Genomic DNA, 19,039 nt, shown 5'->3' with positions numbered 1-19,039 from the left:
AATTTGAATGTGAAGCAGTCACATTATTTTTTAGCCATCGATAATGGAACCCAGAGTGTGCGTGTGCTGGTTTTTGATAACCAGGGTAATGAAATCGCCAAAAGCAAAGTAGAGCTTGATCCTTATATTTCTGAGCACCCCGGCTGGGCTGAGCAGGACCCGAAGTATTACTGGCAGTCTCTGGGGAAAGCTTTTGACGGGTTATGGGCAGCGGGTAAAGTAAGACCTGAAGAGGTGCTTGGTGTGTCACTGACAACCCAGCGGTACACCATGATTAATCTGGATGAAGAGAAGAAGCCCTTGCGGCGGGCTATTGTCTGGATGGATCAGAGAAGAGCAGTATCACAAGAGCCTCTTGGTGGAATCATTGGCTTTGGTATCAAACTGCTGGGACTCGGTAACCTGATTGAGGATTTGCGCTCCAAATCACGGTGTAACTGGATTGCTCAGAATGAACCGGAAATCTGGAGCAGAACACGCCATTATGTCAGTCTGTCAGCCTACCTGACCTACCAGCTAATTGGTGAATTGAAAGATGCTACCGGCTCCACCATGGGGTATCTGCCTTATGATTACAAACAACAGTGCTGGGCTAAAAAGTCCGATTTAAAGTGGAAGCTGCTTTCCTGTACCCGGGATATGATGCCTGAACTGGTTAAAACCGGAGAGTTGCTTGGGCATATTTCGCAGAAAGCCTCAGAAATGACAGGTCTTCCAGTTGGGTTGCCCATGGTTGCCGCAGCTTCTGATAAAGCCTGTGAAGTACTGGGAGCAGGTGGCTCAGAACCGCATATTGGTTGTCTCAGCTATGGAACAACGGCAACCATTAATACAACCACGTCAAAATATATTGAGATCCTTCCATTTATCCCCCCCTACACGGCAGCGATTCCCGGCTTCTATAACACTGAGATGATGATCTATCGTGGATTCTGGATGGTGAACTGGTTTAAGAATGAGTTTGCCCATTATGAGCAGCGCAAGGCAAAGGCACTCGGTCTGGAAGCAGAACAGCTTTTTGATGATCTCTTAAACCAGGTGCCGGCCGGCTCTATGGGTTTGATGATGCAGCCTTATTGGTCTCCGGGTGTGCGGCAGCCAGGACCCGAGGGAAAAGGGGCGTTGATTGGTTTTGGTGATGTCCATAAAAGAGCACATATATACCGCGCGATTCTGGAGGGCTTGGCCTATGAGCTGCGGCAGGGAAAGGAACGGATAGAGAAACGTAGCCGTGTTCCAATTACACGCCTGAGGGTGTCCGGTGGTGGCTCCCAAAGCGATGCCGCCATGCAGTTAACTGCGGATATCTTTGGTCTTGCGGCAGAGCGTCCACATACTTATGAGGCTTCTGGGCTTGGGGCCGCGATTAACTGTGCGGTGGGGTTGGGAGAATACCCGGATTACCTGACGGCTATCCAGCATATGACTCGAAAAGGGGATGTATTTGAGCCGCACTTTCCAACGGTGCAGCTATATGGTCGACTGTATAAAGAAGTGTATTTGGAAATGTATAAGCGGATGAAACCGCTATATCAATCCATTCGTGAAATAACTGGATATCCATAATAACGGGGTTTTAGGTAATACACTCAATTGGTAAGGCGTTGGCCAGTTGATAGAGTCGGAGCTTTCCCCGGCAAGAAAAAATACTGATGGACTTTTACCAGCTGACCGAAAATGAATGATACTAGATTTATAGCCTGAAACAATTCCAATTACACAGTAAATGAAGCGATTAGCACAGCAAACAGTGCGATTATGACTAGCCTGTGCTTTTTGATAAAATTCATCCATCCAGAGAATTTTAATAATTGTGATATATTTAAAATAAGAATTGTTTTAATATATTCAGAAGATAATTTCGATTGACTGGGCAGATTTTGACGGCTTGCCAACACCCTCTCAAGGCGAGGGTGTCTATTCAAATGCGCGTACGTATAAATTAGCTTTTCAGAGAGCCTCAGTTTTGCCATATCAATTATTGGCGGTTTGCGGACAGTTGGCCGATGAAAGTGTATTTTCCCCCTCAATGTCTGATAAAACCAATTCTAAAATATTCGAAACAGCTTCTTCCGGCCCTTCGTTTAATCCTTTCATTTGGTAGTTAATTTTTCCCTGTTTGTCCAGTACTGTAATCATATTCGAATGTGCTATGTCTTTTTTATCATTATTCATCGGCCTATAGCGCACACCCAACAGGGCTGAGAACTCAATCACGTCATCTGGATTACCATTCAACATCACCCAGCGACATTCATCTAGATCATGCTCCTGCATATAACGTTTTAATAATTCTGGGCTATCTCGTTCTGGATCCAAGGAAACAAGGGTAAATTGGACTGCCGTGATGTCGGATGAAGATATTTTCTTCTCAATATTTCTTAATTTGGAAAGTATCACCGGGCAACTATGTTGGCAGTAAGTATAAACAAAAGCTATTACTTGCACTTTTCCCTGTAAGGCAGAAATAGTTATTTCATTATTATTCTGGTCCCGCCATTCTGATTCAGCGTGGTAAACAGAGTCATCGGGAAGTTCAGCAAAGGAACAGGTTGACGATAATGGCAGAATCAATGTTAGAAATCCTGTGGCGAACATTTTAATCCATTGGGAATGTGGATTCAGTATTTCGCGTTTGATAGTTTGCGTAGTCCTACGCTTGTGATGCCGATAAAATTCTCGTAGCATATTTTTTGCGTAATGTGTGATTGATTCTGATATTGCATTTTTGAGAAGGAATATGAATTTTATTTTCTCATTATCTTTGATTTCAATGTGTTCAATTCCAGAGATGCTGGTATATGAGGTCAACCTGCTCATTACTTACTCCGAGGGTGTTTTGGGTTCTTGACCTAAAAATAAAGTAATCAGACTGAATTGCTTTATTGCCTTCCTATCCACTTAAATCAAATTACAAAACCAATATTGTTCAATGCTGGTTTGTGTCTCTCGCGCAACGAAAACCCAGAGAGCGCATTGTATAGGCTGCGCGATAACTGCTGCGCAGTGCGTAGCGCATAAATGCTGTGTAATCACCCGGGTCGACGGAGGAAACAGCACCGGCACCACAAAACAGGGATAGCTCCAGTTGTGTATCTCCACGGGATTCTCCGGTCACCAGTGCGGTATTGAAATCGTTAACCAGTTCCCAGATTACGCCATGCATGCCATACACACCCCAATAGTTGGTTGGAGTATCTTTTACATTTGGCAGCAGGCTACCTGTAGGCCTGGAGTACCATTCCAAAATTTTTTGGCGATGCGCCGGATCATTACGACCATTCCTGTTAGTGCCACTGGCTTGCGCGACATATTCCCATTCATCAAGTGATGGCAAGCGCTTGCCCATCGACTTGCAATAGGCCCGCGCAGAAAACCAGGATACGTTAGTCACTGGGGCCTCAGCCCGTGTATCCAATGTAAGTGGATTCATATGTTGTAGATATTTTTCATCGCTAAATACAGACTTGATATTATCTTTGCTCCACTTTGGATTGTGCTGTGTAAATGTATGGTATTGGCGATTGGTAACAGCATAGCGGTCAAGCAAGAATGGCCCAACAATCGGCGAAGCGGTACTGTCCTTGAAAAGTGGAGTGTATTGCCCGCCGGGTATATAAGCCATTTCACTCTGAGTCGGCTTGCGGGATTGGCTTGCTACCTGATCAGCCTGTCCGAGGATTGGCTGACATATCAGCAAGGAAAACCCCAACAGGCCAGTTGTTATCAAGCGCCTGTTTTTCATTTTCGCAATTCCATCAGTTCCTTAATGTATACGCCGTTTGGCAACTTGTTCAGGTGTGATTTCACCTCCATTGTTGCTCCAGCTATTCAACACATAGGTCAGTACATTGGCGATACTTTCGTCAGACAATTGCACTGCCGGCATAACTCCATCATATGCTTGTCCATTGACTGTGATCTTGCCCGAGAGCCCATTGAGTAGTACGTCGATTGAACGGTGGGGTTTTGCGAGCAAATAGTCAGATCTTGCCAGGGGAGGAAAGGCACCGGGAATACCCTGACCCCCGGATTGGTGACAGGCCATGCAGTTTTGATTGTAGGTACGCTCTCCAAATAATATGCGCTCTTCTTTGCTTCGGGCCCTGGTTGATGCGCTGTCACTTTCTGCAATGCTTTGAATACCCCCACCTTCAGGGTGATAGACCGTATCATCCTGCTTGCCAGAATATATAGCGAGGTCTTCAGTGCCTGTGATTTTCAACATGCCCAGTGCACCCTTATTGAATGCACGAAAAATAGAATGATCGACTAGTATAAAGGTACCCGGCACATCCACTAGAAACTCCACGATTGCTGAGCCTCCGGCAGGAACAAGGGTTGATTGCACGTGGTGATTAACCATATCACCACCTTCTACATATACTTTGTCAAAAATCTCACCAATGATATGAAATGAAGAAATCAGATTGGGGCCACCATTGCCGACGTATAAGCGGACAGCCTCACCTACATTGGCGCGTATGGACTTATCTCCCGTTGTCGAACCTACAGAGCCATTAAATACAACGTAGTCAGGATTTTCGGAAAGTGCTTTCTCCATATCAAAAGATTGCAGACCTTCTTCACCATACTTTCCCTTGGTATAGAATTCGCTTTGCATGATGTAATATTCTTTATCTACCGGCGGCATACCTTCTTTGGGCTCAACAAGAATCAGCCCATACATACCGTTGGCAATGTGCATACCAACGGGTGCCGTGGCGCAATGATACACGTATAAACCCGGGTTCAGCGCCTTGAAAGAAAAGCGTGAAGAATGCCCCGGTGCGGTAAAGGAGGAGGTGGCACCGCCACCGGGTCCTGTAACAGCATGCAAGTCTATGTTATGTGGCATTTTGCTCGACGGATGGTTATTGAGATTAAATTCAACATGATCACCCTCTCTAATGCGAATAAAGTTACCGGGTACCTGGCCACCAAATGTCCAAAAAGTGTACTCAACACCATCGCTCAGGCGACCAACTTTTTCTATTGTTTCAAGGGTGACAATCACCTTTGCCGGGTAGTCCCGAGCAATGGGGGGAGGCACGAGAGGTGCCGCCGTGAGTACAGCATGCTCAATCGAAAGCTGCGAATCAGTCTCTGCAAATGTGGGCATACCCGTCGACCAGATTACGCCTGCCAGAAAAAAAATTATAATACCTACACTATGTATTTTGTGTTTTCTATTTGTCATCATTGCTATATCCCCCAATGGTTCGTTACAGTTATTTAGTCTAATAACAAAAATAGTAGTCACAAGGGACAGTTATCCAGGTGCATACGCTGCCGGCTAAATTCAAATGCAGTTAAGTATAAAAATTTCTCCCTCTAATTCTCAAAGTAAGGGTGGAGTGAAAGCGATCGACAATAGTCAGAAAGCCAGACCCTTAAACCCGTGAGCGGATGGCATCTACCTATAATTAAGGTTTTTGAGTGAATCATTGGTATTTGTCTGGATGGTGCTGGCCCCGTTAAGCAATTTTTACGCTGGTGTTCAGGAGAGCTGCTGATCTTACTAGAAAGACGGAAGGGAAGAATACCCACATCCCAGGACTGTATGAGGCATGGATGCTGATTACGAGCGTACAGGGAGGTATTCACAGCGTGCCCCCGAGAGGAGGGTAGTCTTTGCTTCTGACTCGGTAGTAAGGCCAGTAGAGCCTTCGAATTTGTTCGTAGTGCTCTACACTGTTTGCAGGTACAGTAAGATTGTGTTGCATAATTACAGCAGCTGCCGGTACCCATCAATGTGATTTTAAAGCGTTTCATGCAACCAACCCCAGCTATGCATGCTACTTGAATAGACACAATAAATACGCGGGTTTTAAGCATACAACCATGGCGACACACAAGCCTCTGTATTGTTAGAGGTGGTTAAAGTGTTAGAAAGCCTGTACCAGTTGGATGAGGTGTCACCAAGCCTAAAGGTCTCATTGTATGGGATGCTATACCTTCAATAAGTGCTTTTCATCTCAGATAGTATTTTAGTCTGTGTTTGAAGCAGGAGCTTGATATACATCAATTAAGGAGGCAACTATTGATAAAATCGAACCTGTGGAAAATAAATAGATCCCGTTATCTCAAGGGGAACGTTACTGTTTAAGTCTGACTTTGGCAGAGCCAATCTGGTAATGCCCATAAAAAGAACAACCAATTAGAAACTTTATAACGGCCAGAAAAGTAGTCTCCGAATTCGGTGACTCTGCAGTATTGTTGCTTCGGATAGAAGTTTTTACTAGTGGCTGGGTGAGCTATATAATATTTGAAATTATCGATGCTCTAACAGAAAATTTACAAGCCGCTCTGAAATTTGCAAATTACTAACAAGGCGGAAGGGAAGAATACCCTTATCTCGGGACCGTATGAGGCATGGGCGCCGAATACGAGCGTACAGGAAGGTATTCACAAGGTACCCCGAGAGGAGGGCATTCTTTGCTTCCGATCCGGTAGTATAAAGGATGAATTTTTTCTGCTTACAGCCAATTTCTAAATTGAGAAAGTGCGGTAAAAATATATTTTTGTATAAGATAACGTTTTCTCAGTGGTAAAGATCAACAGTAACATCATTCTGCACTTTTCATGAGCGTATTCTACTTTGCTTAGAAGCGCCGAGCTGTTACAGAGCGTTTGCCGAAAATCTTTCCTAAAAATCTTTAAGATTAATTGCGTGAATTACCTTGGGTGATTCACGCATGGTCAAAAAGTGCTTTTCAAACTCCATTATCGGGATTTCAATGGGAGGAGCTATTTATCGGTTATAGATCATGATGCTAACATTAAAGCCGCTATTTGTAACTGGTGAAAGGTCATTTTACGGCGAGAAATGGTTGTTTTCAACGAATGTTGATACTCGCCATTGATCAGTATTCGTTTCGGTGTTACGCGTAAGTCCAAGGGTGGAAATTAAATAGCCTTCTTCTTTGGTAGATACTTTGTATTTCACTTCAGTAGCATTGTTATCAATCTTGGTGCGACTTATCAATTCACTGTGAATGTGTGGATGATTGCTGGAATGTTCGCCATAAGCTTTATCCAGGGTGATTTCCTTATCAAGTCTATCTCTGGCTTGTCCGGTGGTAAGTGCTCTTGCTTGTTGTAAATTATCACCAATATAGTAGGCCTGTATGAATGCTTCTGATACTTGTCTAGGTGTCTGCACAATCTGGCTCTCCGAACATGCAACAAGCAGGCTGAGTAGCAGGAGTGATAAGAAACAATAGGATCTTTTCATAAACGTATGTCCTTGAATAAACGGATGAACTCACAGGCTGTGGATAGGTGGTATTGGGTGAATCAATGCTCCTCCAGGAAATTGCAAACCAGGATTTTTTTGCTCCTGGCATTCGGGAAGGATGTTTGCTGTTTATCGATCATTCGATGTGTCCTGTGAGAATGATTTATGGGTGATTGAAGCAAAACTAGTTGGATTGTTTGTCTCCAACAACCCGTGTGGAGGCCATTCTGGCGATCCCGATCAATTTCTCTGCTAAAACTCGCTCAGCTTGCGTTCGCAATGCTGGAATCTGGATATTAGCAATCTTACAGATCAGGTGAAGTAATTTCTCTAACTATTCTACTTAACGATTTCCCTTTCAGTTTCAGCTTATGGCTATTGTGCAGTCAACGACCAGGCATGACAGTGACCAGTATGGTATTGCTGATACAATATGCCTGGCATCAATGGTCTGGTTGGTGTTGAAGGTTAACTTCGGGCCATGTTGTAGCTCCCAAACTCGGTCGAGGGAGCCTTGCACAGACCCCATGGTCATTGTGACTGGTTGCATGGCAACTGCTTTACATATCAGTAGGTACCTTTCCCAAGAGTTGCAATGCGGCTGGCGTGATGCTGTTGGTGATGGTGGAGCACCAATGCGTTGGTCGCCGGCTGGAGCTTGCACTGTGGTATATAGGTAAGCACTACAATTTGCGTGCCACAATTCTCCAGGAAATCCTGGGAATTAAATTGCTTGGAATTGCGAGGGATTGAAACGAATAGACGATTGGATATGGTTGATATAAACCATTTTTCCTTGGTTTATATCAACGAAATGGTTTATATAAACCTATTTGTGGCGTAAAATACTTCCATCCGATCCCCCTGAGCCCTTGTGGCGTGGGGTTTTCAGGTCTTTGGCAAGATGTTTGCAGTGAGCCTCTTTAATTCAGCCGAAACCGGTTTGTCTTCAAGAGGTGGAATGGCAAGCATGGACATTACCCAGAAAAGAAATCGTTACGCAGACGCTGGATCGGTAGGTTTGTCTGAAGCCTGTCTGGCGCGCTTTGATAGTGGATATTATTCACCGCCCAGCGCCCTGGAGATTCGTCGACTACTGGCCGTGTATCAACTGTCAGGGGCCTGCGTAGCGGAGATTCTGGGTGTGTCAGATTCGAGGACTGTCCGGCGCTGGACCAGTGGCGAATCAAGAATCAGTTACTCAACCTGGCGATTGTTGCTTTGGGAGTTAGGTTTGGTAGTCGCTGACTGACGTGACCGTATTTTTCTCTTATAGGAGGTTGCGGCCTTCGGTTACGCATATTTTATCCAAAGCATTTGGAGTTGGTATGCTTAAACAGTTGGTGTTCAGACCTCTATGGTTGTTATGTTTAACAATGGGTGCAATCGTTATGATCGCATTGATTGCTGTTGTTTTGCGAGCCAGCTTAAATTTAAATCGATACGAGTCCATCAAAAACAACCTTGCCCATCTAACCGCGCTGCAAGAAACGGGTATCGATGTACAAGAACACATTATTCAGGCATTAGACGACAAGACCAGGATTTCCCCTGATACGAAAGCCAAAATTCATAAAGATATTGACTATTTGCTATCCCTTGGTTGGCATCTCAATGAGGAAACCCCTGCGCACTTGAAGCGCATCCAGGTAGCGTTTGACGCTTTAGAGGCCCAGCCTAGAGAAGCCTTGCTCCTTATGCTGGGTGAAATGGAGTCCATCACAAAGCGTGAATTCAGAGCACATATCGCTCTGGTGGAGGTTCTTCATAACGAAACGGTCAACGAAGTGAATATGTCTTTATTCATCATAGTGATGCTGGCGTTGACTATCGGGTTGGTTACCTTTTTTGTGCGTCGAAAAGTGGCGGCACCCCTATCGAATTTATCACAGCTCATGTCAGTTTTAGCCGAAAGGGATTATCAACTGGCTGAGACAGAGCAGATAGAGCCCATCATTTTGCCTATTTTTGAACGTTACAACAAAATGGTTGGACGATTGCAACAGTTGGAGCTTGCGCAACGGGAGAAGCAGGAGAATCTGGAGACCCGTGTCCAGATCGCAACAAAAGCCATAGTGGAACAGCAGCTTACATTGGCTAATTCTGAGCGGTTGGCGTATGTAGGAGAAATAAGTGCACAGATAGCCCATGAACTAAGAAATCCCTTGTCCAGTATCAAGGCTGTGGTCAGAAATGTAAGCATCGAGGTTGATGACGATGATGCCAAACGTCGACTGGCATTGGTAGACGGCGAACTAAATCGGATTTCTGAACTTTTAAGAAATCTGCTCAATCTTGCTCAACATAAGCCAGAGAAACCAACTCGCATCAACGTGTCTCAATCGATCAGGGATCTGGTTGACTTGGCTGTGTATTCTATCCCCAATCAAATCAGACTCGAGTTCACAGGTGATGACCCTGTGTATTTCAGTTTGCCAGAAGATAGATTTCGGCAAGTGGTATTGAATCTTATCTTAAACAGTGCGCAAGCCATTGGGGATAAAGACGGCCATATTACTGTACATATTAAGGTGCGCAAAAATTTTCTACTGGAGATAGAGGTCTGTGATGACGGGCCAGGCTTCAGTACAGGCGATAGAAATACACGAGTACTGGCTTTTTCTTCAGAAAAAAGGCATGGAACCGGGCTTGGATTGGCGATTGTTCTGCGATTTGCACACGAGTTTGGCGGTACACTGAAAATTAGTGAGAATTATCCGAAGGGTTCGAAAGTTACGGTTGTGGTACGACATGACATCTCAGTCAGCTGAAAGCATTTTGATTATTGAGGATGAGGAACTCTTCGCTAGTGAATTAAAGCGTTATTTGCAGCGAGGTGGTTGGGAAGTCAAGTGGGCGCGTAGCCTGGAGGAGGCTCGTCGGGAAATACTCCTCAATTCAAGTGATCCGTCTATCGTTCTTGCGGATATGAAATTGCCTGATGGAAACAGTCTTGATCTATTCGAAGAAACCTCCAATGTTGTGCGTACTTGTGAATGGATCATTCTGACGGGGTATGGGAGCGTACCTGATTCCGTCAGGGCGATGCGCCTGGGTGCCTTCGATTTTCTCACAAAACCCTGTGACTTTGATCAAATGGATCTGGTCATTACGTCAGCATTGAGGAGTACCCGTGCCCAAAGGCGTATATGGGAAGAATCTGACGCCAACCGAAAAAAATTCTCTGCTGAGCGGTTTATTGGTTCCAGCGCAAAAGCCAATTCTCTGCGCTATCTGTTAAGGCGATTTGCTTCAGTATCCCTTAGTTCGGTAATTATCACCGGTGAGTCAGGCACAGGCAAAGGGCTTGTTGCCCGTATTCTCCATCATTCAAGTCAGCGTGCCGATTTCCGTATTGTGGAAGTGAACTGTGCTGCTATACCAGAATCTCTCCTTGAGGCTGAGCTTTTTGGCCATGAGGCAGGCGCTTTTACTGGCGCAAAAGGTCGGCGTCGTGGGTTATTTGAGCAGGCAGATGGAGGAACACTATTTTTGGATGAAATTAGTGAAATTCCTCTAAGTTTGCAGGTGAAATTGCTTAGAGCTATTGAGGATAAATCATTCCGGAGGGTTGGTGGTGAGAAAGAAGTTCAAGTTGATTTTCAACTGCTGGCAGCAACCAATAAAAACCTTGAAGACCAAGTAGAAAATGGTGAGTTTAGAAAGGACTTATTTCACAGGCTAAATGTGATTAATATTGAAGTACCACCCCTTCGTGAGCGGCTGGAAGATATTTATGAGCTTGTCCCGCAGTTTATTCAGGAGTTCAATCATACTTCCGGTAAGTGCGTGAATAAAATTCCAGATAAAATCTGGGAGGTAATGATGGCGTATTCCTGGCCCGGTAATGTGCGGGAATTGCGCAATGTGATTGAGCGTTGCGTATTACTGTCTGATGGTGAGGTTTTTCCATACCACTGGCTATCCCTGGGGCAATCTACACCAGCCTCCAGTAGTGAGGTAATTTCCAAGGAAACTCCTATTGTGGTGATGAATCTTGATGGGAGTGAATCACTGGAGAGTATGGAAAGGCGGGTTTGCGAAGCTGCGATGCGCCTGGCTGGTGACAATATCTCTGCTGCTGCACGAATACTGTCTCTCAGTCGGGAAACGATGCGATACAGATTAAAAAAACACAATATAACCCAAGCGTAGGCAATAGGAACAGCAGGTGCTTTGGCGTGTGGCAGAACAGGGTCTGCCAGAATGATCGCAGTGTTTGAAGGAGAGAGACAGGCAACAGCTCAGCTATAATACCTGCCCCCTAAATGCTGTATTGTCAACAAATCAGGTCTGTAGAATCAGCATGATTCAGAAAAGACTGTCTGTAACAAATCCGCAATGTTTGACACTATGATGTTGCTACTGTAAGGATCTGTTTTTTTGGTTACTGAGAGGCGTTATTCCTGTGCAGATCAACGGATTCAACACCTGAAATTTCTTGTAACGTAGCTTTGGCTTTATTCAATAATTCGTCTTCACCGTGAACGATCAAAATGAATTTGTCTGCCTTGATAGCAGTTTCGTAGTTAACGATGCTGTCCTTGGGAATGCCAATGCTGACCAATGCTGCACCCAGGGCGCCTAAACTACCACCAATGACAACCCCCTCCAGTGCGCCAACAAGTACCTGGACCAGGGGGCCGGCGACAGCCACTGGACCCAATCCAGGGATGAATAGAAATGCCCCGCCAAATAAAATACCCCAAATACTGCCCCAGAAGATTCCGTTTTTGCCCCAGAACTTTATCCGATCTCCGGTGTTGTAATAACCGTGTACCTTCTCTTCTGTGTGATAATCCTTACCGATAATTGAAATTGCTTTTAGATCAATACCGATGTTTTGCAGAGGTTTTATGGAGGATTCAGCCAGATCATGACTAGGGAAGATCGCTGTGCAAGAATTATTTCTGTCCATTTCGCACCTTCAAAAAAAGGCCGCTACCAACCATAACAGAGTGCAATAGCGGCTTGTGAATGGTTTATGTTATTTAATAAAGCTCGTCAATGGCTTCGTATACGGTGTCACCCTTGTTGTTTTTGCAGTAAGTGATCATATTTGCATGCCAGTCCACATAATCATCTTCTTCGATGAGTGGCTTACTCCAGGTCATCCAGGAATAGGCGTCATACCAGTAGTACACTCGAACATAATCCTCCGGATCGTAATCGATAAACTGGCTACAAGTGATATTCAAGTAGGGATGGTCTTTTATCCCCTCTTTTTTTTCAGCCATGGCGCAAGCTGAAAAAGAAAGTGCCAGTAATGCAACAAGCAGGGTTTTTACCCGCATATAATTTCTCCTTGAGATTAAAGTCAAACGCCTGCTAATTTAGCAGCTTATCTTGTTTTCGCGTTAGGACATCTTAGCCTAGAAAGCGAAAATAGTTTTGTTTTTTTAAATGTTGACATTAATAATAAATATATAAAAACTATCAATTCGGTCGATACAAGCAGTATTTCACTTTCCTTGATTGCTGATGGCCTGATAGAACTGAACATGTCCTATCTGATGATTCAACAGATGTTTTTCATTGCATATTATTGGATCTGGTAGTTGTCGTTTGTTAAGATCGCTTATCGATATCAATGAAATAAATATGATCTGGAATTGGTAAATATCAATGCAAAATAGTCCGAGAAATAATCCAACGCAGAAAGTTGAGCACAGTGCGAACAAATTGACCGCTTTACCGCTGATTTTTATTACTGCAGCATTGTTTATGACCATGAGAAACATGCCGGCGATGGCCGAAACCGGTATGCACATGATTTTCTTTAATTTCATTACGGTATTCTTATTCTTGATCCCGGCAGCTTTGGTTTCTGCCGAGCTGGCAACCGGATGGCCACATAACGGCGTGTATGGTTGGGTAAAAGCGGCCTTTGGACCTAAATTGGGCTTTCTCGCTGTATGGCTGCAATGGGTTCAGAGTATCTTTGGGATAACCAGTATCCTGGCCTATGTCGGAGGCTCTTTGGCCTATGTACTTGCGCCTCAACTTGGAAATAATAAATATTTTATTGCAGGAACTATTGTTACTATCTACTGGCTGGCCACCGTTATGAACTTCAAGGGTGCCAAACGATCGGGATTGATTTCAAGTGTCGCACTTATTGCAGGGGTAATCACGCCGACACTTCTATTGATAGGATGTGGTGCCTGGTATTTTTTGCAGGGTAACCCATTACAAATCAATTATCAACTTACTCAGGAAAACTACCTACCCTCTTTTACTGATACGACAGGGCTGTTACTGTTTCTCAGCTTTGTGTTCGGATTTGTAGGCATAGAGGTATCAGCCAGTCATGCGAGAGATGTGGTTAATCCGCAAAGAAATTATCCCATTGCACTGTTCACTGCAGCGTTAATCGGATTTGTATTGACATTATTAGGTGGACTAGCTATTGCGGTTGTGGTGCCCGCTGAAAAGATCGATTCTATTAATGGCGCAATACAAGCCTTTTCTATTTTGCTAAAACATTACCAGCTTTCCTGGCTGATACCTGTAGTCGCTTTTTTAATTGCTATGGGAGCGGCGGGGCAAGTAAGTACCTGGGTTGTCGGACCAATTAAAGGGTTATGGGCTGCAGGGCTGGAGGGAAATCTGCCCCCTTATCTTCAAAAAACCAATAGATACGATGTGCCGGTGAGGCTATTACTGATTCAGGCAACATTGATTTCTGTTATTGGTTTGTTGTTCCTGTCATCAAGTGACGTGAATATAATATTCCTAATGCTCACGTCAACTGCAATTGTATTGTACGCAATGATGTATATCCTTATGTTCCTGGCTGCAATACGGCTTCGGTATTCTCATCCAGAAGTTCATAGGGCCTACAAAATACCTGGTGGAAGATTTGGGATATGGGGAATCAGTTTAACCGGTGGCATATCCATATTTGCATGTCTTCTTATTGGATTTATTCCGCCAGAACCAAATCCATGGGGATTGTGGGGCTTCGAGTCCCTGTTGATTTCAGTGTGCATTGTTTCAATTATAGCCGCATTTATCATTATTAATAGACGCCAATCCAATTGGATTGACAAAAGTCAAGATTCTTCACTCATTTACGGAGAGGGATAAGATGGTTTTTCACATTAAGAATGATATCGAGAAGGCAGGTGGGTTAACGCCTGGGTACGGTTCTAGAGAAATGACTGAGCCAACACCAAAATTTACTCTTCCTGAAAGGGAGATGTCTCCAACGGTAGCTTATCGCTTGATTCATGACGAATTGATGTTGGATGGAAATGCCAGACTTAATTTAGCCACTTTTGTTACAACCTGGATGGAGCCAGAGGCAAAGGCATTGATGGCTGAAACATTTGATAAAAATATGATTGACAAGGACGAATATCCACAAACTGCACAAATTGAAGAGCGGTGTATCAATATCGTCTCGAATTTGTTCAACGCACCGGAGGGAGGCATAGGGACATCTGCTATTGGGTCAAGTGAAGCGGTTATGCTGGCGGGAATGGCACTGAAGTGGAAATGGCGTGAACGCATGAAAAATAAGGGCAAGGCAGTGGACAAGCCCAACTTGGTTATGGGCAGTAATGTCCAGGTTGTATGGGAGAAATTTTGCCGATATTGGGATGTCGATCCTAGGTACGTCCCAATGGAGCCAGGACGCTATGTGATCCATGAGGAGGGGGTTTTATCTCTAGTTGATGAAAATACCATTGGTGTTGTCGCAATTCTTGGTACGACCTATACGGGTGAGTTCGAACCAATTGAACAAATTCACGATGCTCTTTTGGCGCATAATGAGCAAACAGGATATGACACACCGCTGCACATTGATGCAGCCAGTGGAGGCTTTGTTGCACCATTCCTACACTCGGATTTGAAATGGGATTTTCGGTTACCGCTGGTAAAATCCATCAATGTCTCAGGTCACAAATACGGCCTTGTCTATCCTGGTGTCGGGTGGATATTGTGGCGTAATTCTGATGAACTTCCAGCTGACTTGGTTTTTCATGTTAATTATTTGGGTGGTGATATGCCAACGTTTACGTTGAACTTCTCCCGGCCTGGAAACCAAATTGTAGCGCAATACTACAATTTTATTCGTTTGGGTTTTGAGGGCTACAAGCGAATTATGGAGAACCTCCAGTCAACAGCTATGTACCTGGCTGCGGAAATTGAAAAGCTTGGTAATTTCTCCGTTATCAATAATGGAGAGAGTATTCCGGTTGTGGTATTTCATGTTACCGGTGAGGTGCCATTTACCGAGTACGATATCTCTGATGCTCTGAGAATGTACGGATGGCAGGTACCCGCGTACACAATGCCAGAGAATATTCAAGATATGTCTATATTGCGTCTTGTGGTTCGCGAGGGGTTTTCCAGAGATATGGCTGATTCATTGATTAGAGATATCAGGCGTGCCACTCAAAACTGTAATAGCGGCAACAGCAAAGGCCAACGAATGTTTTCCCACTAAATTAGCCCAATCGGGTGTAAAGGTCCTGTTTAAAGAGCCACTGCGTATTATGGTGATCAAATCTGATGCGCGTGGCGCTTATATGCCACCCACAACAAGCACAATACTGTATAAACGCTTCAAATACCGTCCCCAGATAAGTGAAGCCTGCCAGATACCCTGTTCTTATTTGCGTGGCTAGCCAAACAAATATTACAATGCATAACAATACATTTACTGGTATGCTTGTAACTTTGATACTGGCTTGTTTTCGGGGGTTTAGCCTGAAACACAAAATGCCGGGATTAACATAAACCCTTAATGGAAGACGAGGGTCTCAGGCACCAGCGCATCTGATAATAAAATCCTGCTATTAGGCAGCATATCAACAGATAAGCTGTATCCTGTGATCCTGAAATTTTATGTTTTTAATACTGCATGTCATTATTGTTGTTGGGTTTACCATTCGCATATTATTGCGTGATGATTTATCACCCACCTCTCGCCTGGCCTGGTTTGTTGTTGTTCTCATTTTACCTTATGTAGGTGGTGCCCTCTATTTCTTGTTCGGAGAAATAGATCTTGGCCATCATGCCAAAGAGCGTCATAGCGCTATTTGGTGTGAAATAAAATCACGATGTACAGCTGTTTTTAGTAATGCAAATTTGACACAAAAGCTGATTGCCCCTGCATATCGGCCTGGATTTTCCTATGCCGCTTCGGTAAATGGGTTTCATACTGCTGACGGCAATAGCGTTGAGCTGATGCCTGACCAGGTTGCTGCCAGGGAACGATTAATTGATGATATAGAGGCTGCTAAAGATCATGTACATGTGCTGTATTATATCTGGCTTGAAGATAATACGGGTATCGCTACTGCCAAAGCCATTATCCGTGCCGCACAAAGAGGGGTGGTATGCCGAGTGATGGTGGATGGTTTAGGGTCACGTGCTTTTATTAACTCTCATCTTTGGAAAAAAATGCGTGCCGCGGGCGTGCATACTGCGGTATCGTTGTCACTGAAACATCCCATTCACACGATATTGACCAGTCGCATTGATTTACGTAATCATCGAAAAATAACTATCATTGATAACGCAATCACCTATTGCGGCAGCCAAAACTGTGCAGATCCAGAGTTTAGAATAAAGGCAAAATACGCACCTTGGGTTGATATAATGGCGAGAGTAAAAGGCAGCGTCGTCGCACAAAATCAGGTGATTTTTGCCAGTGATTGGGTGCAAACAACAGGGGAAACATTGGATAATTTCCCATTTGTAATAACGACTGTATCCCAAGGCATTCCGGCCCAGATTATGGGAGATGGCCCAACTGGCAGGTTGGGTTCGACTCCACAACTTTTCTCAACATTGATTAGCACGGCACAAACAGCGCTGACAATTTCAACACCCTATTTTGTGCCGGATTCAACTGTTCTTGAAGCCCTGTGTGCCGCGGCACATCGCAGTATAAAGGTTACACTCATCTTTCCCAAACATAATGATTCGTGGGTGGTGTCAGCGGCCAGCCGCAGCTATTATAGGAAACTTCTGGAGGCTGGTGCTAAAATATATGAATTCAGAGACGGTTTGCTGCACGCCAAAACACTCACAATAGATGGAATTGTCAGTCTGATAGGATCATCCAATCTGGATTTACGCAGCTTTGACCTCAATTACGAAAACAATTTGCTTTTGTATGATAAAGCGGTGAGCAAGGATATACAGGAGCGCCAATCCGAGTATATCGCCCGATCAGATTTTGTATCCATTGAAGATGTTCTTGCTTGGCGACGTCGCAAAAGGATCTGGCATAACGTTATTGCAACTATTGGTCCGGTTTTATAACCTAGATTCAACTTGTAAGTGCATATCTCTTGCCGGAGAAAAAGCGCGAAGCCTACGGGTAACTGGTCGATTTTTTTCTAGCTCTCTTGAGATATTCACTTGCAAGTTGAATCTAGGTATAAAATATAAAGAGCCATGATCCTGAGCATAATTTACTCTCAAGACTCCGGTGGGCAGAATTTAAAGACCGTAGTCACACAATTGAATTCCTCACAACAGCTAAGGCCATTAGTGGCGAACTGTGCCTGACATCTAAAACCTTTCTATCCAGTAAAATATTTACATCGTTATTTAGAGAACCTTTGACGTTACATGGCGGGAAGGATTCCTTATTAATAAAAGCTAGAAAAGCTGAGCTGGTCATCCATATCAACCATTTTATACAGCTGCCAAATCACGCTGCAGGACTGGTGCAATTTTTTTAAAATTTGGTTTATACTCGAAGGGAGAATAAAAGTTTCTATTCTTGAGTGAGTGAGACCAGAATGGAAATCCACCCCACCGAAATGCATTTCTCAGTTCGTAAGCAAAATACATATCGCCACCGCCGTCGTTATAAATTACACCATCAAATTTATGATCCGGCAAAATAAATCCCTTGGGTTCACAATTTGACGTCCAGCCACCCAGCGGAAAGAAGGGCTCATATTTTTCCATTTCTGGATCGTAGTAGCCGTTCTTCTTCGCTTCTTGAATGAATGCAACCTGCTCTTTATCAATTTCAGTGATCATTTTGAGCGATTCATTCAAGTCGACAAACACTATCGCCGGATGACTGCCAAGGCCGTAGACGGCAGGGCCTTTTTGTGGCTTGATCCCATCAGGATGTTGCAGTTGCTCGCTTGATTGCCGGAAATCAACAGAACCGAAAGTCTCGTACCATGCACGTAAAATAATTGGAAGGGTTCCATATTTGCTCTCGATAACATCGAGTTGTTCAAGTTCAGACTTCGTCGGTTTACGTAATGCGTTTTCGGGTGATGCAAATTGGTAACCTATCTCTTGCAATCGAGCGTGCAACAGCATGAGGTTTTTTCGGCATCGACTGACGAATTCACGGGCAACAGATTGTGCGTCAGAGATTACAGCCCTAGAGCGAACCTTGTCACCTAGCGAGATGAGTTCATCCCATACTTTGTCGCATTCGCCATTGCAATATCGTTTGTAGAATGAGTCCATGTGTTTTTCCGGATAATGCCCGCCCCGTGTTTTGTATACATTTTCAATGTTCAGTTAGAATCTTAGCGCCTTCAATACTGCCAAGTAGCTAAATATCCCACTTGCCAAGTTATTTAAACTCAGGTCAATCATACTCTCCAAGGCTACACCCTTTAAATCTATTGCCTACAAGCAATCTTTCTAAGCACCGAAGCTATCGAAGGGGGTTTTTGTAGACATATTGGGACACCCCTTCTTTGTAAACTTTTCTTGTATAAATTTTGGCCCCTGCCTTGAAGTGGGGCTTGGAGCAACGAAGTAGGGGAAAGACCATAGCAAGATTTGTTTGTTGAGGGCCGA

Annotated in this window: 14 protein-coding genes; 7 read left to right on the top strand and 7 right to left on the bottom strand. The window is 44.2% G+C overall.

All coding sequences use genetic code 11. From position 1 onward, the window contains the following. The first annotated feature begins 9 nt into the window (after nt 1-9). Nucleotides 10-1,566 (top strand): FGGY-family carbohydrate kinase, encoded by a 1,557-nt coding sequence (locus tag Q1A48_RS03610; RefSeq protein ID WP_299941329.1) that lies wholly within the window; start codon nt 10-12, stop codon nt 1,564-1,566. A 408-nt stretch (nt 1,567-1,974) separates the two neighbouring features. On the opposite strand, the gene Q1A48_RS03605 is transcribed toward Q1A48_RS03610, so the two are convergent. From Q1A48_RS03605 to Q1A48_RS03590, 4 genes are all read right to left on the bottom strand, one after another. Further along, a complete protein-coding gene (locus Q1A48_RS03605; RefSeq protein WP_299941326.1) occupies nt 1,975-2,820 on the bottom strand; it encodes an SCO family protein in 846 nt (281 codons plus the stop codon). Between the two features lie 109 nt (nt 2,821-2,929). Beyond that, nucleotides 2,930-3,625 (bottom strand): formylglycine-generating enzyme family protein, encoded by a 696-nt coding sequence (locus Q1A48_RS03600; RefSeq protein ID WP_299941324.1) that lies wholly within the window; start codon nt 3,623-3,625, stop codon nt 2,930-2,932. Between the two features lie 141 nt (nt 3,626-3,766). After that, nucleotides 3,767-5,263 carry a copper-containing nitrite reductase gene (gene nirK, locus Q1A48_RS03595; RefSeq protein ID WP_299941322.1) on the bottom strand — a complete coding sequence of 499 codons (1,497 nt, stop codon included), beginning with the start codon at nt 5,261-5,263 and terminating at the stop codon, nt 3,767-3,769. A 1,554-nt stretch (nt 5,264-6,817) separates the two neighbouring features. Continuing rightward, nucleotides 6,818-7,237 (bottom strand): hypothetical protein, encoded by a 420-nt coding sequence (locus Q1A48_RS03590; protein WP_299941320.1) that lies wholly within the window; start codon nt 7,235-7,237, stop codon nt 6,818-6,820. A gap of 964 nt (nt 7,238-8,201) precedes the next feature. Between Q1A48_RS03590 and Q1A48_RS03585 the strand changes: the two genes are divergently transcribed. From Q1A48_RS03585 to Q1A48_RS03575, 3 genes are all read left to right on the top strand, one after another. Beyond that, nucleotides 8,202-8,492 (top strand): hypothetical protein, encoded by a 291-nt coding sequence (locus Q1A48_RS03585; RefSeq protein WP_299941317.1) that lies wholly within the window; start codon nt 8,202-8,204, stop codon nt 8,490-8,492. 76 nt (nt 8,493-8,568) lie between these two features. Next, nucleotides 8,569-10,011: a HAMP domain-containing sensor histidine kinase gene (locus Q1A48_RS03580; protein ID WP_299941315.1), complete on the top strand. Its 1,443-nt coding sequence runs from the start codon at nt 8,569-8,571 to the stop codon at nt 10,009-10,011. Between the two features lie 7 nt (nt 10,012-10,018). Further along, on the top strand, nt 10,019-11,395 hold the full coding sequence (locus Q1A48_RS03575) for a sigma-54 dependent transcriptional regulator (RefSeq protein ID WP_299941313.1): 1,377 nt from the start codon (nt 10,019-10,021) through the stop codon (nt 11,393-11,395). Nucleotides 11,396-11,627: 232 nt separating this feature from the next. Here Q1A48_RS03575 and Q1A48_RS03570 read toward each other — a convergent pair whose 3' ends face one another. Beyond that, complete coding sequence (locus Q1A48_RS03570) at nt 11,628-12,158, bottom strand: hypothetical protein (protein ID WP_299941310.1); 531 nt, start codon at nt 12,156-12,158, stop codon at nt 11,628-11,630. A gap of 73 nt (nt 12,159-12,231) precedes the next feature. Then, complete coding sequence (locus Q1A48_RS03565; protein WP_299941307.1) at nt 12,232-12,534, bottom strand: HdeA/HdeB family chaperone; 303 nt, start codon at nt 12,532-12,534, stop codon at nt 12,232-12,234. A 331-nt stretch (nt 12,535-12,865) separates the two neighbouring features. Here Q1A48_RS03565 and Q1A48_RS03560 point away from each other — a divergent pair, with 331 nt between their 5' ends. From Q1A48_RS03560 to cls, 3 genes are all read left to right on the top strand, one after another. Next, entirely contained in the window at nt 12,866-14,329 is a 1,464-nt protein-coding gene (locus Q1A48_RS03560; protein WP_299941304.1) for an amino acid permease, read from the top strand. Nucleotide 14,330: 1 nt separating this feature from the next. Continuing rightward, the gene (locus tag Q1A48_RS03555; RefSeq protein ID WP_299941301.1) at nt 14,331-15,695 is read left to right on the top strand and encodes a glutamate decarboxylase; all 1,365 of its coding nucleotides are present in this window, start codon (nt 14,331-14,333) and stop codon (nt 15,693-15,695) included. Nucleotides 15,696-16,096: 401 nt separating this feature from the next. Then, the gene (gene cls / locus Q1A48_RS03550) at nt 16,097-17,521 is read left to right on the top strand and encodes a cardiolipin synthase (protein ID WP_299941298.1); all 1,425 of its coding nucleotides are present in this window, start codon (nt 16,097-16,099) and stop codon (nt 17,519-17,521) included. A gap of 378 nt (nt 17,522-17,899) precedes the next feature. On the opposite strand, the gene Q1A48_RS03545 is transcribed toward cls, so the two are convergent. After that, nucleotides 17,900-18,700: a hypothetical protein gene (locus Q1A48_RS03545; protein WP_299941295.1), complete on the bottom strand. Its 801-nt coding sequence runs from the start codon at nt 18,698-18,700 to the stop codon at nt 17,900-17,902. Between the last annotated feature and the right edge of the window lie 339 nt (nt 18,701-19,039).

It is taken from the genome of uncultured Microbulbifer sp. (assembly GCF_947489355.1).
Taxonomy (GTDB): Bacteria; Pseudomonadota; Gammaproteobacteria; order Pseudomonadales; family Cellvibrionaceae; genus Microbulbifer.
This window is presented reverse-complemented; position numbering and strand designations above follow the sequence as displayed.

Bases quoted from the DNA above. Each gene is read 5' to 3' on its own strand.
- Q1A48_RS03605 (WP_299941326.1), bottom strand. From the start codon at position 2,820: ATGAGCAGGTTGACCTCATATACCAGCATCTCTGGAATTGAACACATT.
- Q1A48_RS03600 (WP_299941324.1), bottom strand. From the start codon at position 3,625: ATGGCTTATATACCCGGCGGGCAATACACTCCACTTTTCAAGGACAGT.
- Q1A48_RS03590 (WP_299941320.1), bottom strand. From the start codon at position 7,237: ATGAAAAGATCCTATTGTTTCTTATCACTCCTGCTACTCAGCCTGCTT.
- Q1A48_RS03585 (WP_299941317.1), top strand. From the start codon at position 8,202: ATGGCAAGCATGGACATTACCCAGAAAAGAAATCGTTACGCAGACGCT.
- Q1A48_RS03580 (WP_299941315.1), top strand. From the start codon at position 8,569: ATGCTTAAACAGTTGGTGTTCAGACCTCTATGGTTGTTATGTTTAACA.
- Q1A48_RS03570 (WP_299941310.1), bottom strand. From the start codon at position 12,158: ATGGACAGAAATAATTCTTGCACAGCGATCTTCCCTAGTCATGATCTG.
- Q1A48_RS03565 (WP_299941307.1), bottom strand. From the start codon at position 12,534: ATGCGGGTAAAAACCCTGCTTGTTGCATTACTGGCACTTTCTTTTTCA.
- Q1A48_RS03560 (WP_299941304.1), top strand. From the start codon at position 12,866: ATGCAAAATAGTCCGAGAAATAATCCAACGCAGAAAGTTGAGCACAGT.
- Q1A48_RS03555 (WP_299941301.1), top strand. From the start codon at position 14,331: ATGGTTTTTCACATTAAGAATGATATCGAGAAGGCAGGTGGGTTAACG.
- cls (WP_299941298.1), top strand. From the start codon at position 16,097: ATGTTTTTAATACTGCATGTCATTATTGTTGTTGGGTTTACCATTCGC.
- Q1A48_RS03545 (WP_299941295.1), bottom strand. From the start codon at position 18,700: ATGGACTCATTCTACAAACGATATTGCAATGGCGAATGCGACAAAGTA.